Source organism: Enhydrobacter sp., assembly GCF_030246845.1.
Classification (GTDB): domain Bacteria; phylum Pseudomonadota; class Alphaproteobacteria; order Reyranellales; family Reyranellaceae; genus Reyranella.
This window is the reverse complement of the sequence record NZ_CP126889.1, coordinates 2,937,950-2,957,988: the sequence shown is the minus strand read 5'-3', so window position 1 is coordinate 2,957,988 and position 20,039 is coordinate 2,937,950. Positions and strand designations below refer to the sequence as shown.

18 protein-coding genes, 1 tRNA gene and 2 pseudogenes are annotated in these 20,039 nt (G+C 67.9%); 15 read left to right on the top strand and 6 right to left on the bottom strand.

Features of this window, described 5'->3' with window-relative positions:
* The first annotated feature begins 13 nt into the window (after positions 1-13).
* Positions 14-478 (top strand): YHS domain-containing (seleno)protein, encoded by a 465-nt coding sequence (locus tag OJF58_RS14830; protein ID WP_300778465.1) that lies wholly within the window; start codon positions 14-16, stop codon positions 476-478.
* Here OJF58_RS14830 and OJF58_RS14825 read toward each other — a convergent pair whose 3' ends face one another.
* The 3 genes from OJF58_RS14825 to OJF58_RS14815 form a co-directional block, all read right to left on the bottom strand.
* Positions 479-2,293, bottom strand: a complete 1,815-nt coding sequence (locus OJF58_RS14825) for an adenylate/guanylate cyclase domain-containing protein (protein WP_300785278.1) — start codon at positions 2,291-2,293, stop codon at positions 479-481.
* A 56-nt stretch (positions 2,294-2,349) separates the two neighbouring features.
* Positions 2,350-3,354, bottom strand: a complete 1,005-nt coding sequence (locus OJF58_RS14820; protein ID WP_300778464.1) for an aldo/keto reductase — start codon at positions 3,352-3,354, stop codon at positions 2,350-2,352.
* A 117-nt stretch (positions 3,355-3,471) separates the two neighbouring features.
* Entirely contained in the window at positions 3,472-3,885 is a 414-nt protein-coding gene (locus tag OJF58_RS14815) for a hypothetical protein (RefSeq protein ID WP_300778463.1), read from the bottom strand.
* A 271-nt stretch (positions 3,886-4,156) separates the two neighbouring features.
* On the opposite strand from OJF58_RS14815, the gene OJF58_RS14810 reads away from it, so the two are divergent.
* Positions 4,157-5,386 (top strand): acyltransferase family protein, encoded by a 1,230-nt coding sequence (locus OJF58_RS14810; protein WP_300778462.1) that lies wholly within the window; start codon positions 4,157-4,159, stop codon positions 5,384-5,386.
* Between the two features lie 34 nt (positions 5,387-5,420).
* Here the strand turns inward: OJF58_RS14810 and OJF58_RS14805 are convergent, their stop codons facing one another.
* Complete coding sequence (locus OJF58_RS14805) at positions 5,421-5,714, bottom strand: GYD domain-containing protein (RefSeq protein WP_300778461.1); 294 nt, start codon at positions 5,712-5,714, stop codon at positions 5,421-5,423.
* A 351-nt stretch (positions 5,715-6,065) separates the two neighbouring features.
* On the opposite strand from OJF58_RS14805, the gene OJF58_RS14800 reads away from it, so the two are divergent.
* From OJF58_RS14800 to OJF58_RS14790, 3 genes are all read left to right on the top strand, one after another.
* Entirely contained in the window at positions 6,066-7,799 is a 1,734-nt protein-coding gene (locus OJF58_RS14800; RefSeq protein ID WP_300778460.1) for a tetratricopeptide repeat protein, read from the top strand.
* 176 nt (positions 7,800-7,975) lie between these two features.
* Positions 7,976-9,889 (top strand): peptidoglycan-binding protein, encoded by a 1,914-nt coding sequence (locus OJF58_RS14795; protein WP_300778459.1) that lies wholly within the window; start codon positions 7,976-7,978, stop codon positions 9,887-9,889.
* Positions 9,890-9,988: 99 nt separating this feature from the next.
* The gene (locus tag OJF58_RS14790) at positions 9,989-10,171 is read left to right on the top strand and encodes a hypothetical protein (protein ID WP_300778458.1); all 183 of its coding nucleotides are present in this window, start codon (positions 9,989-9,991) and stop codon (positions 10,169-10,171) included.
* Between the two features lie 50 nt (positions 10,172-10,221).
* Here OJF58_RS14790 and OJF58_RS14785 read toward each other — a convergent pair whose 3' ends face one another.
* Positions 10,222-10,530, bottom strand: a complete 309-nt coding sequence (locus tag OJF58_RS14785; RefSeq protein WP_300778457.1) for a hypothetical protein — start codon at positions 10,528-10,530, stop codon at positions 10,222-10,224.
* A gap of 443 nt (positions 10,531-10,973) precedes the next feature.
* On the opposite strand from OJF58_RS14785, the pseudogene OJF58_RS14780 reads away from it, so the two are divergent.
* A pseudogene (locus OJF58_RS14780) lies at positions 10,974-11,246 on the top strand (cupin domain-containing protein); the annotation flags it as partial.
* Positions 11,247-11,744: 498 nt separating this feature from the next.
* On the opposite strand, the gene OJF58_RS14775 reads toward OJF58_RS14780, so the two are convergent.
* A tRNA-Ser gene (locus OJF58_RS14775) sits at positions 11,745-11,834 on the bottom strand.
* Positions 11,835-12,070: 236 nt separating this feature from the next.
* Here OJF58_RS14775 and rplU point away from each other — a divergent pair.
* The 9 genes and pseudogenes from rplU to gpmI all read left to right on the top strand — a co-directional run.
* Positions 12,071-12,364 (top strand): annotated as a pseudogene (rplU, locus tag OJF58_RS14770) (50S ribosomal protein L21); the annotation flags it as partial.
* 31 nt (positions 12,365-12,395) lie between these two features.
* On the top strand, positions 12,396-12,677 hold the full coding sequence (rpmA, locus tag OJF58_RS14765; protein ID WP_300778456.1) for a 50S ribosomal protein L27: 282 nt from the start codon (positions 12,396-12,398) through the stop codon (positions 12,675-12,677).
* A gap of 75 nt (positions 12,678-12,752) precedes the next feature.
* Positions 12,753-13,766, top strand: coding sequence for a GTPase ObgE (gene obgE, locus OJF58_RS14760; protein ID WP_300778455.1), 1,014 nt, complete (start codon positions 12,753-12,755; stop codon positions 13,764-13,766).
* Complete coding sequence (gene proB, locus OJF58_RS14755; RefSeq protein ID WP_300778454.1) at positions 13,763-14,878, top strand: glutamate 5-kinase; 1,116 nt, start codon at positions 13,763-13,765, stop codon at positions 14,876-14,878. Before obgE ends, proB begins: the two co-directional genes overlap by 4 nt.
* On the top strand, positions 14,875-16,176 hold the full coding sequence (locus OJF58_RS14750) for a glutamate-5-semialdehyde dehydrogenase (protein ID WP_300778453.1): 1,302 nt from the start codon (positions 14,875-14,877) through the stop codon (positions 16,174-16,176). Before proB ends, OJF58_RS14750 begins: the two co-directional genes overlap by 4 nt.
* 10 nt (positions 16,177-16,186) lie before the next feature.
* The gene (locus tag OJF58_RS14745; protein WP_300778452.1) at positions 16,187-17,239 is read left to right on the top strand and encodes a nicotinate-nucleotide adenylyltransferase; all 1,053 of its coding nucleotides are present in this window, start codon (positions 16,187-16,189) and stop codon (positions 17,237-17,239) included.
* Positions 17,240-17,243: 4 nt separating this feature from the next.
* Positions 17,244-17,702, top strand: a complete 459-nt coding sequence (gene rlmH, locus OJF58_RS14740) for a 23S rRNA (pseudouridine(1915)-N(3))-methyltransferase RlmH (RefSeq protein WP_300778451.1) — start codon at positions 17,244-17,246, stop codon at positions 17,700-17,702.
* 69 nt (positions 17,703-17,771) lie between these two features.
* Positions 17,772-18,371, top strand: a complete 600-nt coding sequence (locus OJF58_RS14735; protein ID WP_300778450.1) for a hypothetical protein — start codon at positions 17,772-17,774, stop codon at positions 18,369-18,371.
* Complete coding sequence (gpmI, locus tag OJF58_RS14730; RefSeq protein WP_300778449.1) at positions 18,371-19,966, top strand: 2,3-bisphosphoglycerate-independent phosphoglycerate mutase; 1,596 nt, start codon at positions 18,371-18,373, stop codon at positions 19,964-19,966. Before OJF58_RS14735 ends, gpmI begins: the two co-directional genes overlap by 1 nt.
* Positions 19,967-20,039 lie beyond the last annotated feature (73 nt).

The window sequence follows — 20,039 nt, the reverse complement described above, 5'->3', positions numbered from 1 at the left end:
TCGGGAGAATGCCATGGTCCTGCGTCGCGTCATGCTGGCGGCTTTGGCCGCCCTTCCCGTTGGTCTGGTCCTGGCGGGCGAGGCATCGACCCAGCCGGCCCTGACGACCGGTCAGCGGCTTGCATTGAAGGGCTACGATCCGGTGGCCTACTTCACCGACGGCAAGCCGATTCAGGGGGCGGAAGCCTACGAGTTGAGCTGGGACGGCCAGCGCTACCGCTTCGCCAGCGCCCAGCATCGCGACCTCTTCCGGCAGGACCCCGACAAATATGCCCCGCAGTTCGGCGGCGCCTGCACGATGAATTTGGCCGCGGGCCGGAAGCGCGAGGCCGACCCGCACCACTGGATCATCTCGGACGGAAAGCTCTATGTGTTCGCGGGCGCCTCCGGCCCGGCCAACTTCGCCAAGGATCCACAGGCCAATGCCGCACGGGCGGCCGAGAACTGGCAGCGTCTCAGGGGCGAAGCGTTCCACTGATCATCTCAGCCCCGCCTTGCGCAGGCTTTCCACGACACGCGCTCTCAGGGCTCCGTCCTGGAAGCGCGTGCCGAAGCTTTCGAGCGTGAGATAGGGGTCCTTGCGCAGTCCGTTTGCCAGGGCACTGGTCGCGTCGGCCGCGCGACCGACCTCCGCGTAGGCACCGGCGAGCGGGAAGTCGAGCAGCGGGTAGGTCGGATAGCGCGCCCGCGCCGTCTCTAGAAGCGTGATGGCATCGGAATAGCGGCGCGCGAGAAGGTAGGCGAGGCCGAGATTGAGAGCCGCCTCCGGCCCCACATCGTCGTTGAGGCGGCGCGCGAGCTCCGCCGCCTCGATCGACTGGTCGATATGACCGGTCCACAGCAGCACCTCGGCGCGCGCGGCGAGGGCGTCGGTGTCGCTCGGATTGAGCTGAAGGGCGCGATCGGCCTCTGCCAGGCCGAGGTCGTATTTCTGCTGGATCGTGTAGGCGCGGGCGAGCACGCTGTGCGCCAGCACATTCTCGCCGTCGATGTCGGCTGCTCTCTGGGCCTCGTGGATCGCCGTCCCGACATCCTGCGCGGCAAATTCAGACCAGCCGAAGGCGATGCGCTGCAGGTAGGCGGCGGCCAGCTCGGCATGCGCGTCGGCATAGCCGGGCGACATCTGCGTCACACGTTCCAGCGCTTCGCGCGCATGGCGATTGCCGGCGCGGGTTCCGCTCGCCGCCATCGAGCGCGCTCGCAGCAGCAGGTCATAGGCGTCGAGATTGCCCGTCGGCTTGCGCAGGCTTCGCTGCAGGGCGATCTGATGCAGGTTCGTGGCCAGCATGCCGGCGACATTGCGGGCGATACGCTGCTGTACCTCGAAGATGTCGACGAGCTGGTCGTCATACTGGTCGGCCCAGAGCTGCACGCCCGTCGTGGCGTCGGTGAGCTGCACGCCGACGCGCACGCGCGGATCCATGCGCCGGACGCTGCCGCTCACGAGGTAGCGGGCATTGAGCGCGCGGCCGAGCTCGGCAAGCGGCAACGGCTTGTCGCGATAGGGCAGGACGGCCGCGGGCGCGATGACGGTGAGCTCCCGGAAGCGGCCGAGAGCGGCCGTGATGTCCTCGGTCAGGCCGTCCGAGAAATAGTCGCGGGCACCGCCGGCCTGGTTGGCGAACGGAAGGACGGCGACCGACGGGTTTTCGGACATCGTCCGCAGCGAAGGGCTCGCGCGGTGCAGGGCGCCGAGGAACGGCGCCAGGAAATAGCCGCCCGCTGCCAGCGCGATCACGATGGCGACAGCGGCGCCGATCAGACGCCACCGGCGCACCGGCCGGATCGACCGGGCAGTCGCCGCGCCCCGCTCGAGACAATAGACGTGTACGGGCCGGTCGATGTTCTTGAGATTGCGGCGGCCCATATCGCGAAACGGCAGCGAGACCTTGTCCCTCACCTGCTCGTAGACGCTGCTCGAGAGTGCAATGGCGCCCGGTTCGGCCAGGGCCTGCAGACGGGCCGCGACGTTGACCGCGTCGCCGAACACGTCCTCGTTGGAGAGGATCACATCGCCCAGATGCAGCCCGATGCGGAAGGTCTGCCGCCGATCCGCCGCGACGCCGGCATTGCGCTCCGTCATGCCGCGCTGCAGCTCGACCGCCGCACGCAGGGCCTCGACCGTGCTGGCGAACTCGGCGAACAGCCCGTCGCCCAGGGTCTTCACGATCCGGCCGTGGAAACGCTCGACGACCGGACCGACCAGCTCGACGAGATGGCCCTGCAGGTCGGTGAGGGTCTGCTCCTCGTCGGCGTGCATCAGCCGGCTGTAGCCCGCGATATCGGCGAACAGGATGGTGGCAAGGCGGCGGCTGCCGCCGGGATCCGTCGTCGGGATGGCGGACTCCGCTACAGATAGACGGCCTTGAGCTGCGCCTCGGCGTAGCGCGTGCCGGCCGCCGCGCCCGGCGGCAGGGCGGCGGAAAGGGCTGCGACGTCATCGGGCGAGAGGGCAACATCGAGCGCGCCCAGGTTCTGATCGACGCGATCGACGCGCTTGGTGCCCGGAATGGGCACGATGTCCGGCCCCTGCGCCAGCAGCCAGGCCAGCGCGACCTGCCCCGGCGTGCAGCCCTTGGCCTTCGCCATGGCCTCGACCGCCGACACGAGCTCGAGATTGCGCGCGAGATTGTCCTTCGCGAAGCGGGGATGGCGACCGCGGCCGTCGCCTTCGGGGATGTCGGAGGCGTGTCGCACCGAACCCGTCAGCAGGCTGCGTCCGAGCGGCGAGTAGGCGACGAAAGAGATGCCGAGCTCGCGCGTCGTCTGCAGCGTCTCCTCGGCCTGCTCGCGGTAGAGGAGCGAATATTCGCTCTGCACCGCGGCGATGGGAAAGGTCTCGTGGGCGCGGCGGATGGTTTCCGGCCGCGCCTCGCTCAGGCCAAGGGCACGAACCTTGCCGGCCGTCACCAGCTCGCCCATCGCCCCCACCGTCTCCTCGATCGGCACCGCCGGGTCGACACGGTGCTGATAGTAGAGGTCGATCACCTCGACGCCCAGGCGCCCGAGGCTCGCCTCGCAGGCGGCTTTCACATATTCCGGCCGGCCGTCGACTCCGTTGGCGCCGCCCGGCCGCTGCGTCTGGCCGAACTTGGTCGCCAGCACGAGCCCGGCGCGGCGTCCGCCCGCGAGGGCCTTGCCCAGCAGAGTCTCGTTGTGGCCCCAGCCGTACATGTCGGAGCTGTCGAGCAACGTGATCCCGCGGTCGATCGCATGATGGATGACGCGCATGCCTTCGGCATCGTCGCTCTTGCCGTAGGCGCCCGAGAGCGACATGCAGCCGAGGCCGATCGGAAACACGCCTAGGGTGCTGGCGCCGAGCCTGCGCGGCTCCCGTGTGAAGGTCTGGGTCATGGCTCCTCCTGTTCACCCAACGCTAGCACGGCGCGCGGCCGTCCAGTCTTGCTGAATGAACGATGCCGATCGATCTCGGCGGAAGAGCCCTGGATCCCGGCGGCGTCGCGGCGATCGTCAGCCGATCACGAAATGCAGCACCAGGGCGAATGCGGTCATGCTCACGGCGGCAGCGGCGATCGGCAGGATGGTTTCGATCGCCGCCATCTTGCCCTTGACCGGCCCGGTCCACAGCTCGACCTCGTCGCCGGCCCAGTTGCCGTACACGGTGTCGTCGCCGGAGGTCGACTCGTCGTCGTCCGGCCGCTCGCTTCGGTGCGCCCGTCGTATCCGCCCGATCAGGCTGGGAATGCCGACCCCGATCAGGAAGATGAAGGTCACCATCGTGAGCGCGAGGTCCGTCGCGCCGCCGCCGGCGAAGGCCCAGGAAGACACGACAAACCACGCGGCGAGAGCCGCCATGATCTTGTAGACGAGCGGATGGAAGGCACCGGAAATCCGGTGGTTGTGCCGAACGGGTTCGCTGCTCACGGCATCCTCCTTCGGAGAAGCCTGGACCAATCGTCCGATGACACAACGTCTGAGACGATCAGATGGTCATGCGGTTCGACGACGCATGGCAAGAACCATGACCCGTCCAAGATGCCGCAGCCGGACGATGGGGTCGCGAACATGTTACCGGCCGACCCCTGCCTGGTCACAACGACACAGTTTGGACTCTGGGCGTTGCCGCCTGCCCGGCGTCACATCGCGGCAATCGCGGAGGTCGGCCTCCGCCAGCTCAAGGCAGGGATTGCAATCGATGACCGCCGACAGGGCGCAGGAAGGCAACGTCGCCGCTGGCCGTCGCACCGAGCTCGACTGGCTCCGCATCGGCGCGTTCGGGCTGCTGATCCTCTACCACATCGGCATGTTCTACGTGCCGTGGGAATGGGAGGTGAAGAGCCCGCGCCTCCTGCCCTGGCTGCAGATCCCGATGGACTGGAGCTCGCCCTGGCGGCTGCTTCTCCTGTTCGTCATCTCGGGAGCGGCGACGCGCTTCATGAGCGTGCGCATGGACCCGCGCCAGCTCTGGCGGTCGCGCAGCGCCTACCTCCTGCCGCCTCTTCTGTTCGCGGTGGTCGTTCTGACACCGCCGCAGATGTATCTCCGGGTGATCGAGCAATTCGCCTATCACGGCGACTTCGGCCACTTCCTGCTGCGCTATTTCCGCTTCGACGGCAGCTTCTGCCGGCCGGACGACTGCGTGACGATGCCCAACTGGAACCATCTGTGGTTCGTCGCCTATCTCTGGATCTACACCGGCCTGCTGCTCGTGCTGCTCGCCTTCGGCCCCAAGCTGCTCGGCTCCCTGCGGACCCTGGGCGGGCGCTGGCTGGCCGGCTGGCGCCTGCTCGCCGTCCCGGCGCTCGTGCTCAGCCTGGTGCGGATCGGCCTCGAGCACTTCTTCCCGGAAACGCACGACCTGTTCCACGACTGGTACCTGCACGCGATCTATCTCCTCGCCTTTCTGTTCGGGTTCCTGTTCATCTTTTCCGAGGAGATCTGGCGGGACTTCGTGAGGCTTCGCTGGATCGCGCTGCCGACGGCGCTCGTCGCCTATGCCGCGCACACAACGTACGTGCTGCACTATCAGGGCCTTCCCTCGATCCCGCTCGACGTCAAAGTGCCGCTCGCCTTCGTCTACGGCCTGCAGCAGTGGAGCTGGATCGTGGTGGCCTTCGGCTTCGCGCGGCGCCATCTCGCCGGCCGCGACGGGCCGGCGCGCCGCTACCTGACCGAGGCGATCTTCCCCTACTACATCGTCCACCAGCCGGCGATCATCATCGTCGCCTACGAGCTCGTCCGGCTCCGTCTGCCGCTGGCGCTGGAAGCGACGATCCTCGTCGTCTCGACGGTCGCGATCTGCGCGCTCACCTTCGAGGCGGTGCGCCGCGTGGCGTTCCTGCGGCCCTGGTTCGGGCTGAAGCCCATCGCCCGCCGGGCCGCCAGCCTGCCGCGCGACATCCCGGCGCATCCTCTGCGGCCGTGACGCGCGATACCGCACAGCACCTGTTCGGAACGGCCTAGCCGATCTTGGCGAGAATGGTCTTCATGTCGGCCGCCGAGAAGGCGCGCATCGTCTGGGTGCGCACGTTGCCCAGCATGCCGATGGCCAGGGAGAGCGCGGTGACGGTCAGGTCGTCGGGCGCCTCCACGATCGCCGTGATGTCATACTGTCCCTGGGTCCAGTAGAGCTCCTTGACGGTCGCTCCCTGCTTCTTCGCCATGTCCTTGAAGGCATCCGCCCGTTTCGGCGAGTCCTTCGCATGACGAACGCCTTGCTCGGTGAAGTTCGCAAGCACGACATAGGTAGCCATGGCCATCCTCCCTTGCCGTTGTGGACGTGCTTCTGACCGGATCCTCGGGTTGCGAACGCGTGATGTCCGCTCGCCGGAAGCGATCCGGCTCGACTACGCGTAACTCGCGACTGACAGCAAGATTAGCACCAAAGTCGGGGCTGCGGGGATTTCAGACGGTTGGGGCGCGCGGCCCTACTTAGCGCGCCTTCCTCGAGTCGTTTCTCAATCTTCACCCGACCATCCGCGGTGCGCCCTGCCGGCCGCGGGTTGCACTTGCGCCCGTCGCGCGCTTGTCGCCCAAATTGGATGCTGATCTCGGGAGCAAGCTCGAGGCGGAGAGCCGCGAACGAACCGCGCTTGGAGGCAGGAATGCGATCGACGATACGGGCGGCAGCGGCGGGCGCTGCACTGATGGCGGCCGGCCCCTTGTGCGGCTCCCCGCACGCGCAGACCCGGCAGCAGGCGGAGGCCTGCCAGGACAAGGACAGCCTGCCGCCGGACAGCGTGATCGGCGGCTGCACGGCGCTCGTGAAGTCGGGCAGCTATCGCGGGCGGGATCTTGCCACGGTCTTCCTCATCCGCGCGGCCGCCTACCAGCGCAAGGGCGACCTCGACCGCGCGATCCAGGACTACGATCAGGCGATCCGACTCGATCCCGACGACGCCACTGCCTATTTCAATCGCGGCGTCGCCCACGGTGCCCGAGGGGAATGGGATCGCGCCATCCAGGACTACGATCAGGCGATCCGCCATCGTCCGAACGATGCGGCCGCCTTCCGCAATCGCGGCCTCGCCTACCAGCAAGACAAACAGTTCGACCACGCCATTCAGGACTTCGACCAGGCGCTGAAGCTCGACCCGAAGGATGCAACGACTTTCGCCTACCGCGGCGGCCTCTACCTGCGCAAAGGCGAGCTCGACCGCGCGATCGGCGACTACGATCAGGCCGTGCGGCTGAACCCCGGCGACGCGACGAGCTTCTTCAATCGCGGCGTGGCGCACAGCGGCAAAGGGCAATGGGACAAGGCCATCGAGGACTACGACGAAGCCCTCAAGCTCGACCCGAAATTCGAAGCGGCCTTCTACAACCGAGGCTTCGCGTTCCAGAAGCAGGGACAGCTCGATCGCGCCCTGCAGGACCTCGATCAGGCGATCGCGCTCAACCCGAACGACGGGTCGGCCTTCGCCGCGCGTGGCTCGGTCCATCAGCGCAAGGGTGCGCTCGACCGCGCGATCGAGGATTTCGGCCAGGCCATCAAGATCAACCCGCACGATGCCACGAGCCTCTACAATCGGGCGCTTGCCTACAGCGCCAAGAAGCAGTGGGACTCCGCCATCCGGGATTTCGATCAGGCGACTGCGCTCGACCCGAACGACGCCTCCGCCTTCGCCTATCGCGGCGTTGCCTATCAGCGCACAGGCGAGCTCGATCGCGCCATCCAGGATCTGGATCGGGCGATCGAGCTCGATGCCGGCCTCGCCGTCGCCTTCGCCTATCGCGGGGCCGCCTACAGCACGAAGGGCGACTGGGATCGCGCCATCCAGGATTACGACCGGGCGATAGAGATCGACCCGCACGACGCCGCGACCTTCTACAATCGCGGCGTCGCCCACAGCCGCAAGCAGCAGTGGAGCGCCGCCGTCCGGGATTTCGATGAGGCGATCAAGCTCAATCCGAACGATGCTTCCGCCTTCCACAATCGCGGCCTGGTCCATCAGAGCATGGACCAGCGCGATCTCGCCCTTCAGGATCTCGACCACGCGATCCAGCTCGATCCCGACGATGCTTCCGCCTTAGCCTCGCGCGGCGCGCTTTATCAGGGCAAAGGCGAGCTCGATCGCGCCATCCAGGACTACGATCGGGCGCTGGAGATCGAGCCCAACGACGCCACGACCTTCTACAATCGCGGCGTGGCCCACGCCGGCAAGGGACAATGGGCCGAGGCCTTGCGGGACTACGATCGGGCGGCCACGCTCAAGCCGACCTTCGCCGCCGCCTTGTACAATCGGGGAGTCGCCAAGCAGGAAATGGGCGACAAGGCAGGCGGAGACGCCGATATCGCCGCCGCCAGGAAGATCGATCCGGATATCGGGAAGCAGTAGCGGGCTCGAAACGAATGTCCGGCCCGTCGGACGACCGGGCGAAATCTTTCAGAACCTCTGACTAATTTTCCTCGCTGTTTCGGCTCCGCGGCGCCGGCTACCATAACTCGTCTCGTCGTACTCTTGGTTGTTTTTCGTGAGCACATTCTAGCCGGCCGGGGGGCATGGTGCCGGGAATGCAGACCACGCCAGGGACGCGACCCAGCGAGGAAGTGCGCAGCGTACTGTCGGCCGGTACGCGGCTGTACGACTATGAGATCGTCTCGGTGCTCAGCCAGAGCGGCTTCAGCGTCACCTACCTCGCGCAGGACACGACCCTCGATTGCAAGGTGGCCATCAAGGAATACCTGCCGATGGCGCTTGCCCTGCGCCAAGGAAGCACGAACGTCGTGCCGCGCTCGACCGGGCTGTCCGAGCTGTTCGTACAGGAGCGCAAGCGCTTCGTCGACGAGGGCTGTGCGCTCGCCAGGCTCGGCGAGACACGCGGCATCGTGCGCATCGACGATCTGCTCGAGACCAACGGCACGGCCTACCTGGTCATGGAGCTGGCGAAAGGCGAAACGCTTCGCCAGCGGCTGTGGCACGAGAAGCATCTGCCGCCCCGCATTGTCGAGCGCGTGCTTTCTGCCCTGCTCGCCGGATTGGAGAAGGTGCATGCGGCGGGCTTGCTGCACCATGACATCAAGCCGGCCAGTATCATCCTCGACTCCTGGGGCAATCCGACATTGATCGGCTTCTGCTCGCGCGTGCCGACGACCGGCCGCACGCCTGCGATGGCCGCCGCCTTCACGCCGGACTACGCCGCACCCGAGCAGTTCACCGCGGCCAAACAGGGCCCCTGGACTGATATCTACGGCCTGTCGGCGACGCTCCATCACGCGATCACCGGCGCGCCGCCGCCGATCGCCTCCGACCGCGTGCGCGACGATGCCTATCAGCCGTTGGCCAGATCGCTGCCGACGGGCTTCGCCTGGGACCTGCTGAACGGCGTCGATGCCGGTCTGAGGGTGCGTCCCGGCGACCGGCCGCAATCAATCGCGGCCTGGCGCGGGACTCTGCCGCCGCTCAGGACGAGCGACGGACCGGCGAGCTTCGCGCTGCATCACCTGGCCGTCGCAAGACAGGCCACCACAATGCACCCCGGGCTCTGGACCTGGCCCGTGGCGGCGATCGTCGGCGCGCTTGTCGTGTCCGAGGGTAGCTTCAGGCCGATGGCCTCCATCGGCGCGATCGACGTGGCACAGCGCTCGGCCGCGGTCGAGCTGCCGCTGCAGAGGCCGCTGAACGACGCGCTGTCCCATCTGGCGGTTGCGCAAGATGCTGTCGTCGAGACGACGGCATCGAGGGCCGACGACAAGCCGCTGTTCAAGGACACCGAGCGGACGGCGACCACCGAGACGCTGGTCAACGCCATGGCGGCGCGCGGCGAGGCGGACGAGAGGACGCCGCAGATGCGCCCCGAGCAGGAGAGCCCAGATCCGGAATCCCCGGTGACGGAAGCGGCTCGCCGGATGGCCGAAGCCGTGGGGCGCGCCGCGGCACAGGAAACAACCCGCGACGAGGCGGCCGCGGAGACGCCTCGCCGACCGGAAGCTTCGACGGTACCGCCGATTGCAAGTGGGCCAGCGACGGAAGCCGCGTTGAGCCTGTCCGAGCAGGAGCGCGTGCGGGTGCAAGCGGCCCTGACGGCGCTCGGCCATGAAGTTCCCACCACGGGTTATTTCGGTCCGATCACCCGTTCGATGATCACCCTCTGGCAGAAGAGCCAGGGCCTGCCGGAAACGGGCTTCCTCGATCGATCCCAGCTCGCCGCTCTGTTCGCGATGGAGGAGAAGAAACTCGAGGCGCCGCGCGCCGAGGCGGCGCTGTCCTTGTCGGACCAGGATCGCAAAGAGGTGCAGGCAGCCCTGACGGCGCTCGGCCATGAAGTTCCCTCGACGGGCTATTTTGGCCCGATCACCCGGAGAATGATCACGGCCTGGCAGAAGACCCAGGGCCTGGCGACGACAGGCTACCTGACGGGTGTCGAGCTTACCGCCCTTCGCCAGCAGGCCGGCGCCGGACCGGCAAAGGACCAGGCGCGGCGCTAGGCCGAAGATCGGCCTGAGGCCGAGCACCCGGCGTCCTCCTTTTGTCCGGAACCTGAAGGGCGGCTCCCCGTTGCTTCGGCGCACAACGGGAGAGTTGAAATGAAGCCGATGATCCTGTCGTTGGCGCTCGTGCTGGCCGTCGGGACGCTCGGCCCCGGCTGCGTCTCCTACTCCAGGACCGAACGGACGGTGCCGGCTCCCGATCCGGCTCCTGCGCCGGTCGTCCAGCGCACCGTCTATCCGGACGGGAGCTACGTCGACAGGCCCGTGACCAGGTACTGACGCCAGCTGGCGAGGCCGAAGCTCCGCCGTGCCGACGCGGCGCCGATCCCTCAATCGAGGACGATCGGGCGGCCTTCGATCAGGCTTGCCTGCCGTATCTCCTCCTGAAGCGCCTCCGATCTCGCATACGCCCATGTGGACGCGTCGATCGCCCGCTGATCGTCGGTGGCCCAGCTCGCCAGCGCTCCGAGCGTCACCTTGAGCGTCGACCAGGCCATGATCACGGCGAGCCGGTTCACGGGGTTGGGCGCCGTCCGGAAACGAGCCAGGGCGGCATGCACGTCGTGATCGGCGTCCCGCCACAAATCGACCGCGGCGTCGAATTCCGGCGGCAGAGCTATCGCCTTCCGTCTGAACATGGGCAGGGTCCTCCAGGGCGTGCGTTCGGTCCAATAACGCGCGCGCCGGGGATTGGCTCCCGACGGGATCGACAGTCCGGAACCCCTCTCCAAAGTGTTTCATTTGTTTATATGCCGCGTGGTTTCCTTGACGGCCGTTCCCTCCGAGGAGCAAACGTCGGCTCGGGAAAGGTGTGTTGGGGGATCAGATGAATCGCAAAGTCTTCAGTGGCAGAACAAGCGCGGCCGTCGAAGCAATGGCGTATCACTGGCTGGCGGAGCAGGAATCGGGATTCGACCTGCACTGCAGCATCACCAGGACGATAGGCGAGAGAGCAAGCCGAAAAGTGACGGTCACGGTCTGGTACGGCCGGCGGCCTTCGAGGGCGCGACGCTCGCCGATGCGCACGCCGTTGCGCGGCTATCATCATCCGGCCGCCGCGAGCTTGTAGCGCCGGACTTCGGACGCGCCGGCTCTCCCGTCCGGCGAGAGCATCAAGCGCATGCGCGTCGAATATGGCCCCGGCCGGCCACTCGCCGGGCCACACGCATGCCAAGTCCGCCTTCATCTACGCGACCGTTCTCGAAGAGGCGATCCGCAGGCAGGTCAATGACGGATCGGTGACAATCAACAAGGCCGGACAGAACTTCTCCGAGATGCCGGCGACCGTCGCACTGTCAGCGCCAATGCCAGCGAGACAGAACCCGCCAGGCCACCAGCGGTGTTCGTCGTGGATGCGAGACGGAGCCGACGATCTACTGCTGGGCGGGAGCGGTCGTCGGCCATCCACGGAACAGAACCAAGCAATCGGCTTTCTCGGTTAAACAAGGCGCGATGCAATTGAAACACTGAACAATGCGATCATCGGGCGGAAGGCCGATAGGGTGGCGACGAGGGTTCTGCTCGATGCTACTCACCGTTTGCATTGTCCTAATGCTCATAGCGCTCGGCCTCGGCGCCCGGGGCGTTTGGCTTCTGTTGCAGCGGCCGCGGTAGCGCAGGGCTGTTCGACGCCCCGTGCCTTTCGGCATCAATTGATGCGATCGCGAGTTGGGGTGAAATCGACCTCAACGCCGCCGTGTGGACTATTCCAAGCGAGCATCAAGGAAGTCGACGACGGTATTTGGACCGTCAGCTTCATGCACTACTTCATGCACCCGTCCGGCCCGAGGGTGTTACCCATGTCTTAGGTACACTCCGTTACCCATGTCTCCGGGTCGGACAACAGACTGGTTGGCGGAGAGGGTGGGATTCGAACCCACGGTACGCTTGCACGCACAACGGTTTTCGAGACCGTCCCGATCGACCACTCCGGCACCTCTCCCGCGGCCCGCTTATAGGGGGCGTTGCTGGGCCCGGCAACAAGGCTGCTGGGCGTTGGAAAACAAAGGCTTTCCGGCGTTGACTTGGGGTCCGGCTTGCGTATATTCCGCGCCTCTTCGGCGGGTCGTACGGGCCCGCCGCGCTCTTTCGTGCTCGCCGGCATCTTGGGTTCGTGGCCGCCAGATCCCCTAGGGGTGGTGGTTCCTGTCCGAGCGGCGGGCCTCAACCGGGTGTCCCATGATCGCCGTTATCCGCACGGGTGGAAAGCAATACACGGTCGCCGCCGACGACACGCTCACCGTGGAGCGGATCGCGGGCGAGGCCGGCGCCAAGGTCGAGTTCACCGACGTCCTGATGGTGGGCGAGAAGGTCGGCACGCCGACCGTTGCCGGCGCCAAGGTCGTGGGCTCGATCGTCAAGCAGGCGCGCGGGCCGCACCTGATCGTCTTCAAGAAGCGCCGCCGCCAGAACTCGCGGCGCAAGAACGGCCACCGCCAGGATCTGACGGTGGTCAAGATCGAACAGATCGTCGCCTGACCCAGAGAGCGACCGGAGTAGCAAGATGGCACACAAGAAAGCAGGCGGCTCCTCGCGCAACGGCCGCGATTCGGACGGTCGGCGGCTCGGCGTGAAGCGCTTCGGCGGCCAGAAGGTGCTGGCCGGCAACATCCTCGTCCGCCAGCGCGGCACCAGGATGGACGCCGGCGAGAACGTGGGCGTCGGCCGCGACCACACGCTGTTCGCCACCGCCGACGGCGTCGTGAGCTTCCGCCGCCGCAGCGGCGGCAAGGTCGAGGTGAACGTGCTCCCGGCCCCGGCTCCGGCCAAGATGGCCGCCGAATAGCCGTCCCCGCGCCGACAGGATTGCCGAGGGGGAGCGGCTCTGCCGTTCCCCCTTTTTTTGTTCCCGGACCCCATCATGAAGTTCCTCGACCAGGCCAAGATCTACATCCGCTCCGGCAACGGCGGGGCGGGCTGCGTGGGCTTTCGCCGCGAGAAGTTCATCGAGTTCGGAGGCCCAGACGGCGGCGACGGCGGGCGCGGCGGCGACGTGATCGCCGAATGCGTCGATGGCCTCAACACGCTGATCGATTACCGCTACGCCCAGCACTTCAAGGCCGAGACCGGCCATCACGGCATGGGCAGCCAGCGCACCGGCGCCAGGGGCAAGGACATCGTGCTGCGCCTGCCGCGCGGCACACAGATCCTCGACGAGGACAAGGAGACGCTGCTGGCCGATCTCACCGAGGTCGGCCAGCGCGTCGTGCTGGCCAAGGGCGGCGACGGCGGCTACGGCAACCTGCACTACAAGAGCTCGACCAACCGCGCGCCGCGCCGTGCCGACAAGGGCTGGCCGGGCGAGGAGCGCTGGATCTGGCTGCGGCTGAAGCTGATCGCCGATATCGGCCTGGTCGGCCTGCCCAACGCCGGCAAGTCGACCTTCCTCTCGGCGACCTCGAACGCGCGGCCCAAGATCGCCGACTATCCCTTCACGACCCTGCATCCCGGCCTCGGCGTGGTGAAGGCGGGCGACCGCGAGTTCGTGATGGCCGACATCCCGGGACTGATCGAGGGCGCGCACGAAGGCGCGGGTCTCGGCACGCGCTTCCTCGGCCATGTCGAGCGCTGCCGCGCGCTGCTGCATCTCGTCGACGGCACGCAGGAGGATGTCGTGGGCGCCTACCGCACGGTGCGGGCCGAGCTCAGGGCCTATGGCGGCACGCTCGCCCGCAAGAAGGAGATCGTGGCGCTCAACAAGGCGGACGCCATGACCGAGCAGGACATCGAGGCGAAGCGCGCGGCGCTTGCCAAGGCGAGCCGCAAGACGGTCAGCGTGATCTCCGGCGTCTCGGGCCAGGGCGTGCAGCCCCTGCTGCACGAGTTGATGAAGCTGGTCGACAAGGAGCGCGACGGCGCCAGGGAAGCGGCATGACCGCGCTGACCAGCTCCCGGCGGCTGGTTGTCAAGATCGGCTCCTCGATCCTGGTCGACGAAGCCAAGGGCCAGATCCGGCGCGACTGGCTCGAAGCGCTCAGCGACGACGTGGTGCGACTCCACAAGAAGGGGTGCGAGGTGGTGCTGGTGTCCTCGGGCGCGATCCGGCTCGGTCGCGCCCATCTCGGGCTCGCCGCGGGGCCGCTCCGGCTCGAGGAAAGCCAGGCCGCCGCCGCGACCGGCCAGATCCGGCTCGCCCATGCCTACCAGGCGGCGCTGGCGCGGCACGGCATCACCGTGGCGCAGGTGCTGCTGACGCTCGACGATTCGGAGGCGCGCCGACGCTACCTCAATGCGCGTCAGACCATGGCGACGCTGCTCGGTCTCGGCGCGGTGCCGGTGATCAACGAGAACGACACGGTCGCCACCGACGAGATCCGCTTCGGCGACAACGACCGGCTGGGCGCGCGCGTGGCGGAGATGATCTCGGCCGACACGCTGGTGCTTCTGTCGGACGTCGATGGCCTCTATACCGGCGACCCGCGCAGCGATGCCGGCGCCCGCCACATCCCCGAGATCCGCGAGATCACGCCCGAGATCGAGGCGATGGCGGGCGCCGCCGCCTCGGCCCTCTCCAACGGCGGCATGGTGACTAAGCTGACGGCCGGCCGCATCGCCATGGCCGCCGGCTGCCGCATGGCCATCGCCGACGGACGCACAGTGGGCGCCCTCGGAGCGCTGATCGACGGCAAGGCGCGCTGTAGCTGGTTCCTGCCGGACGCCTCGCCGCTCTCGGCACGCAAGAAGTGGATCAGGGGCTCGCTGAAGTCGGCCGGCGTGCTGGTGGTCGATGACGGGGCCGTGCGCGCGCTCGCGCGGGGCAAAAGCCTGCTGCCGGCCGGCGTCACCGGCATCGACGGCGAGTTCAGGCGCGGCGACGTGGTCGACGTGAAGGACCGCACTGGCCGCACCCTGGCGCGCGGCCTGGTGGCCTATGCCGCCGAGGATGCGCGCCGTATCGCCGGCCGAAAGAGCGCCGAGATCGAGAAACTGCTGGGCTTCCGCGGCCGGGACGAGATGGTCCACCGCGACGACCTCGTGGTCGAATGAGCTATACTGGGGCGGCGATGAACGTCGAGACGAAGCCTGTAGAAGACGTTGTCACGATCGTGGCGGCCCTCGGCCGGCGCGCGAAGGCGGCGGCGGCCGCGTTGCGCAATGCCGCGACCGAGGCCAAGAATCGCGCCCTCGTCGAGGCGGCGCGGCTGATCCGCGCCGAGAAGGCGGCGATTCTCGCCGCCAATGCGCGCGACATCGAGGCCGCGAGGGCGGCCGGCATGAGGAGCGCCCTGCAGGATCGCCTGCTGCTGAACGAGGCGCGCATCGAGGGCATGGCCAAGGGCCTCGACGATATCGTCGCGCTGCCCGATCCGGTCGGCGCCGAGATCGAGCGCTGGCAGCGGCCGAACGGCCTCGCGATCAGCCGCGTGCGCGTGCCGATCGGCGTGATCGGCGTGATCTACGAGGCCCGGCCCAATGTCACCGCCGACGCCGGCGCGCTCTGCATCAAGTCGGGCAACGTGGTCGTGCTGCGCGGCGGCTCCGACAGCTTCCATTCCTCGCGCTCGATCGTCGAGCTCCTGCGGCGGGCGCTCGAGACGGCAGGCCTGCCCGAGGACTGCGTGCAGCTCGTGCCGACGACCGACCGCGCCGCCGTGGGCGAGCTCCTGAAGGCGATGGACTGGCTCGATCTGATCGTGCCGCGCGGCGGCCGCTCGCTGATCGATCGCGTCACGCAGGAAAGCCGCGTGCCGGTGCTGCGCCACTACGACGGCATCTGCCATGTCTATGTCGACCGCGACGCCGATGCCGGCATGGCGCGCGATCTCGTCGCCAACGCCAAGATGCGGCGCGTGAGCGTGTGCGGCGCCGCCGAGACGCTGCTGATCGACCGCGCGGCGCTCGACACGCATCTCGGGCCCGTGCTCGCCAGGCTGCACGAGCTGGGCTGCGAGGTGCGCGGCGATGCCGAGGTCCGCAAGCGCGATGCGAAGGCGCTGCCCGCCACGGAGAAGGACTGGCGCACCGAGTATCTCGAGCCGATCATTTCCGTCGCCACGGTCGACGGCGTCGCGGGCGCGATCCGCCACATCGCGACCTACGGCAGCCAGCACACCGAGGCGATCGTCACCGACAACCAGGCCACCGCCGACCGCTTCCTGAAGGAAGTCGACAGCGCCATCGTGATGCACAATGCCAGCACCCAGTTCGCCGACGGCGGCGAGTTCGGGCTGGGGGCGGAGATCGGCATCTCGACCAACCGCATGCATGCCCGCGGCCCTGTCGGCCTGGTCGAGCTCACGACCTACAAGAACGTCGTGCGCGGCAAGGGCACCCTGCGCCCATGAGCACCGCCTGGTGATCGAGGCGCGCCATCCCATGCCCGGCGTGCCCCGCGATACGCGGCGGCGCATCGGGCTTCTGGGCGGTTCGTTCAATCCCGCCCACGAAGGCCATCGCCATGTGAGCCTGGAAGCCCTGAAACGGCTCGGCCTCGACGAGATCTGGTGGCTGGTCTCGCCGCAAAACCCGCTGAAGAGCGGCGACGGCATGGAGCCGCTGGCAAGCCGCCTGGCCCGCGCCAGGCAGCTCGGCCGGCACCCTCGCATCCGGGTCGAGGCGCCGGAATTGCTGCTGGGCACACGCTACACGCTCGACACCGTGCAGGCCTTGAAGCGCCTTTATCCGCGCGCGCGGTTCGTGTGGCTGATGGGCGCCGACATCCTGCCGCAGCTCGTGCACTGGGAGGGCTGGCGCGACCTGTTCGGGGCCATTCCCATTGCTGCCTTCGCCCGGCCCGGCTGGGGCTACGCCGCCCTGCAATCGGCAGCCCCCCGCACCTTTGCGCGTTACCGGCTTGATGCCGGCCAAGCCCGCCGGCTGGCGGATTGCCGGCCGCCCGCCTGGTGCTTCATCCCGAGCCGCCTCGACAGCCATTCGGCCACGGCGATCCGCGCCGTCCGGCCGAAACGGACCAGAACGAAAGGAAAGACCATCTCCGACCCGATCCGTCCGCTTCCCGACAGAAGCGATATCGCCGACACCCAGCTCGCACTGGTCCGGCGCTCCCTCGAGGACGACAAGGCCGAGGACATCGTCGTCATCGATCTCAAGGGCAAGTCGTCCTTCGCCGACTACATGGTGATCGCCTCGGGCCGCTCGAACCGGCAGGTCGTGGCCATCGCCGATCATCTCGCCGAACGGCTGAAGCAGGCGGGCCGGGGACCCGTTCCCGTCGAGGGCAAGCAGGGTGGCGACTGGGTGCTGGTCGATGCCGGCGATGTCGTGGTCCATATCTTCCGGCCCGAGCCGCGGGCCTTCTATGCCCTGGAGAAGATGTGGGCGCTGGAGAACGACGCGGCCACGAGGCCCAAGGCCGCGAGAACGGGCCGCCGCCGGCAGGCCTCCTGAGGCCGTGAAGATCACCATCGCCGCCATCGGCCGCGCCGGACGCGGCCCCGAGCGCGATCTCTACGACCACTATGCCAGCCGCATCCGCTGGCCGCTCGTGCTGCGCGAGCTCGAGGAGAAGCGCAAGCTGCCCGCTGCCGAGCTGATGCGCCGCGAAGGCGAGCTCCTGCTGGCGGCCGCGCCGCGGGCAGCGGTCCTGGTCGCGCTCGACCGGCGCGGGCGGCAGATGGACAGCGAGGCCTTCGCCCGCCGGCTCGGCCGCTGGCGCGACGAGTCAGTGTCCGACGTCGCATTCCTGATCGGCGGCGCCGACGGGCATGCCGAGGCGCTGCTGGAAAAGGCCTCTTTGGTCCTGTCCTTCGGCGCCATGACCTGGCCGCATCAGCTCGCCCGGGCAATGCTGGCCGAGCAGATCTACCGCAGCCAGCAGCTCCTGGCCGGCCATCCCTATCACCGGGCTTAGTCATCGGGCATGAGAATTGGCGGCGATTTTGCCTCTGTTCTGACGAAAAACCCGGGCTACATTGGCTCCATGCATCCGCTTCTCCCCCGGTCTGCCGCCGCCCTCGTCGCGCTCGCCGCGGCGACGCTGTCGACGGCATCGGTCGCCCAGCAGACCCCGGCCGCGGATACGCCGCCCTCCGTGACCAAGCCCGTGCGCAGCATCCCCTACGTGTCGATCACCGGTGAGGACGGCAAGCAGCGCAACTACGAGACCAACGCCATCCCGCTGCTCTTCAACCGCGCCTGCTTCGGCTGGCGCATGTATCTCGGCGGCCCGACCCGCACCGTGTCGCTGACCGAGGTGCTGACGACCTCCAAGCCCGCCGAGCAGGTCATCGCCGGCCCCGAGACCGAGGTGAGCCCGGACAAGACCAAGGCGACGACGCGCATGCGCGAGGTCGTGCAGGACGGCGTGCTGCAGCGCTCCTGGTGCATCATCCCGGGCGATCCGCCGGGCACCTATACCTACGACATCACGATCGACGGCGAGCCGCGCGGCGAGTTCGTGTTCTGCGCCATCGAGATTCCCGACCAGAACCCCAACATCGATCCGCGCGATCTGCATTGCCCGAACAAGTTCAACTCGGTCGAGCGCGCGCGGCCCCCCAGCCTGCCGAAAGCGTCGTGATGCCCGAGTCCCGCCCCCGCCCCGCCGTCCTCTGCATCCTGGACGGCTGGGGCTTCCGCACCGATCCGCGCGACAATGCCATCCTCGATGCGAGGACGCCCAACTACGACCGGCTGATCGCCACCTGCCCGCAGGGCCTGATCGATGCGTCCGAGACATTCGTCGGCCTGCCCAAGGGCCAGATGGGCAATTCCGAGGTCGGCCACATGAACCTCGGCGCCGGCCGGGTGGCCGTGCCCGACCAGCCGCGCATCGACAAGGCGATCGAGACCGGTGCGCTGGCGAAGAACGAGATCCTGACCGATCTGATCGCCGGCCTCAAGAAGACCGGCCACGCCTGCCATCTCATGGGCTTGGCCTCGCCGGGCGGGGTGCATGCGCATCAGGACCACCTGGTCGCCCTTGCCAATCTGATCGCGACCGCCGGGGTCACGGTCTGGATCCACGCCTTCCTCGACGGCCGCGACATGCCGCCGCGCAGCGCGCACGACTGCCTGAAGGAGATCGAGGCCGGCCTGAAGCAGGGCCTGCCGATCCGCTTCGCCACGGTGACCGGCCGCTTCTACGCCATGGACCGCGACAAGCGCTGGGACCGCGTGAACGCGGCCTACGATGCGCTGGTCGACGCCAGGGGCAAGCAGACGGCGAAGACCGCCGACGAGGCGGTCGACAAGGGCTACGCCGCGGACAAGAACGACGAGTTCGTCGAGCCCACGGTGATCGACGGTTACGAGGGCATGAAGGACGGCGACGCCATCCTGATGTTCAACTACCGCGCCGACCGTGCCCGCGAGATCCTGACGGCGCTGGTCGACCCGATGTTCGACGGCTTCAGGCGCAACCGCACGGTGAAGCTCGCGGACGCCGTCGGCATGGTCGAATATTCGGCGGCGCTCAACGAGTTCCTGAAGACCCTCTTTCCGCCTCTCACCATCCGGATGGGGCTGGGCGAGACGGTATCGCGCGCCGGCCTCAGGCAGCTCCGCATTGCCGAGACCGAGAAGTACGCGCACGTCACCTTCTTCTTCAACGGTGGCGAGGAGCGGCAGTTCGAGGGCGAGGAGCGCATTCTCGTGCCCTCGCCGAAGGTTCAGACCTACGACCTCAAGCCCGAGATGAGCGCGCCCGAGGTGACCGACAAGCTCGTGGCGGCGATCGGCTCGGGCAAGTTCGACCTGATCGTGGTGAACTACGCCAACTCCGACATGGTCGGCCATTCGGGTGAGCTTGCCGCCGCCGTCAAGGCGGTCGAGGCCATCGATGCCTGCCTGGGGCGGCTCATGGAGGCGGTCCGGAAGGCGGGCGGCGTGCTGCTGGTCACGGCCGACCATGGCAACGCCGAGCAGATGTTCGACGAGGCGACCGGCCAGAAGCACACCCAGCACACCCTCAACCGTGTCCCTGCCCTGCTGTTCAACGGTCCCGCCAACGTCCGCTCGCTGGGCGACGGCAAGCTGGCCGATATTGCGCCCACCATGCTGGCGCTGATGGGCGTGGCGCAGCCGTCGGAGATGACCGGCCATTCGCTTCTGTCGGAAGCGTCCCGGCCGGCGGTCCTCGCCGTGCCGCATCGAGCGGCCGCGGCCTTGGCGTGAATGTGAAGGTGCCGGGGCCGCTCGTCGCCTTGATCCCGCCAAAGACGGGCGGGTATCCTCCCGCCCCACGCCC

What these genes read in the sequence shown, in the direction of transcription:
- gpmI (WP_300778449.1), top strand. Translation starts at nt 18,371, where the DNA reads ATGCCCGAGTCCCGCCCCCGCCCCGCCGTCCTCTGCATCCTGGACGGC.
- OJF58_RS14800 (WP_300778460.1), top strand. Translation starts at nt 6,066, where the DNA reads ATGCGATCGACGATACGGGCGGCAGCGGCGGGCGCTGCACTGATGGCG.
- OJF58_RS14735 (WP_300778450.1), top strand. Translation starts at nt 17,772, where the DNA reads ATGCATCCGCTTCTCCCCCGGTCTGCCGCCGCCCTCGTCGCGCTCGCC.
- OJF58_RS14785 (WP_300778457.1), bottom strand. Translation starts at nt 10,530, where the DNA reads ATGTTCAGACGGAAGGCGATAGCTCTGCCGCCGGAATTCGACGCCGCG.
- obgE (WP_300778455.1), top strand. Translation starts at nt 12,753, where the DNA reads ATGAAGTTCCTCGACCAGGCCAAGATCTACATCCGCTCCGGCAACGGC.
- OJF58_RS14820 (WP_300778464.1), bottom strand. Translation starts at nt 3,354, where the DNA reads ATGACCCAGACCTTCACACGGGAGCCGCGCAGGCTCGGCGCCAGCACC.
- OJF58_RS14830 (WP_300778465.1), top strand. Translation starts at nt 14, where the DNA reads ATGGTCCTGCGTCGCGTCATGCTGGCGGCTTTGGCCGCCCTTCCCGTT.
- OJF58_RS14790 (WP_300778458.1), top strand. Translation starts at nt 9,989, where the DNA reads ATGAAGCCGATGATCCTGTCGTTGGCGCTCGTGCTGGCCGTCGGGACG.
- OJF58_RS14750 (WP_300778453.1), top strand. Translation starts at nt 14,875, where the DNA reads ATGAGCTATACTGGGGCGGCGATGAACGTCGAGACGAAGCCTGTAGAA.
- OJF58_RS14805 (WP_300778461.1), bottom strand. Translation starts at nt 5,714, where the DNA reads ATGGCTACCTATGTCGTGCTTGCGAACTTCACCGAGCAAGGCGTTCGT.
- OJF58_RS14810 (WP_300778462.1), top strand. Translation starts at nt 4,157, where the DNA reads ATGACCGCCGACAGGGCGCAGGAAGGCAACGTCGCCGCTGGCCGTCGC.
- proB (WP_300778454.1), top strand. Translation starts at nt 13,763, where the DNA reads ATGACCGCGCTGACCAGCTCCCGGCGGCTGGTTGTCAAGATCGGCTCC.
- OJF58_RS14795 (WP_300778459.1), top strand. Translation starts at nt 7,976, where the DNA reads ATGCAGACCACGCCAGGGACGCGACCCAGCGAGGAAGTGCGCAGCGTA.
- rpmA (WP_300778456.1), top strand. Translation starts at nt 12,396, where the DNA reads ATGGCACACAAGAAAGCAGGCGGCTCCTCGCGCAACGGCCGCGATTCG.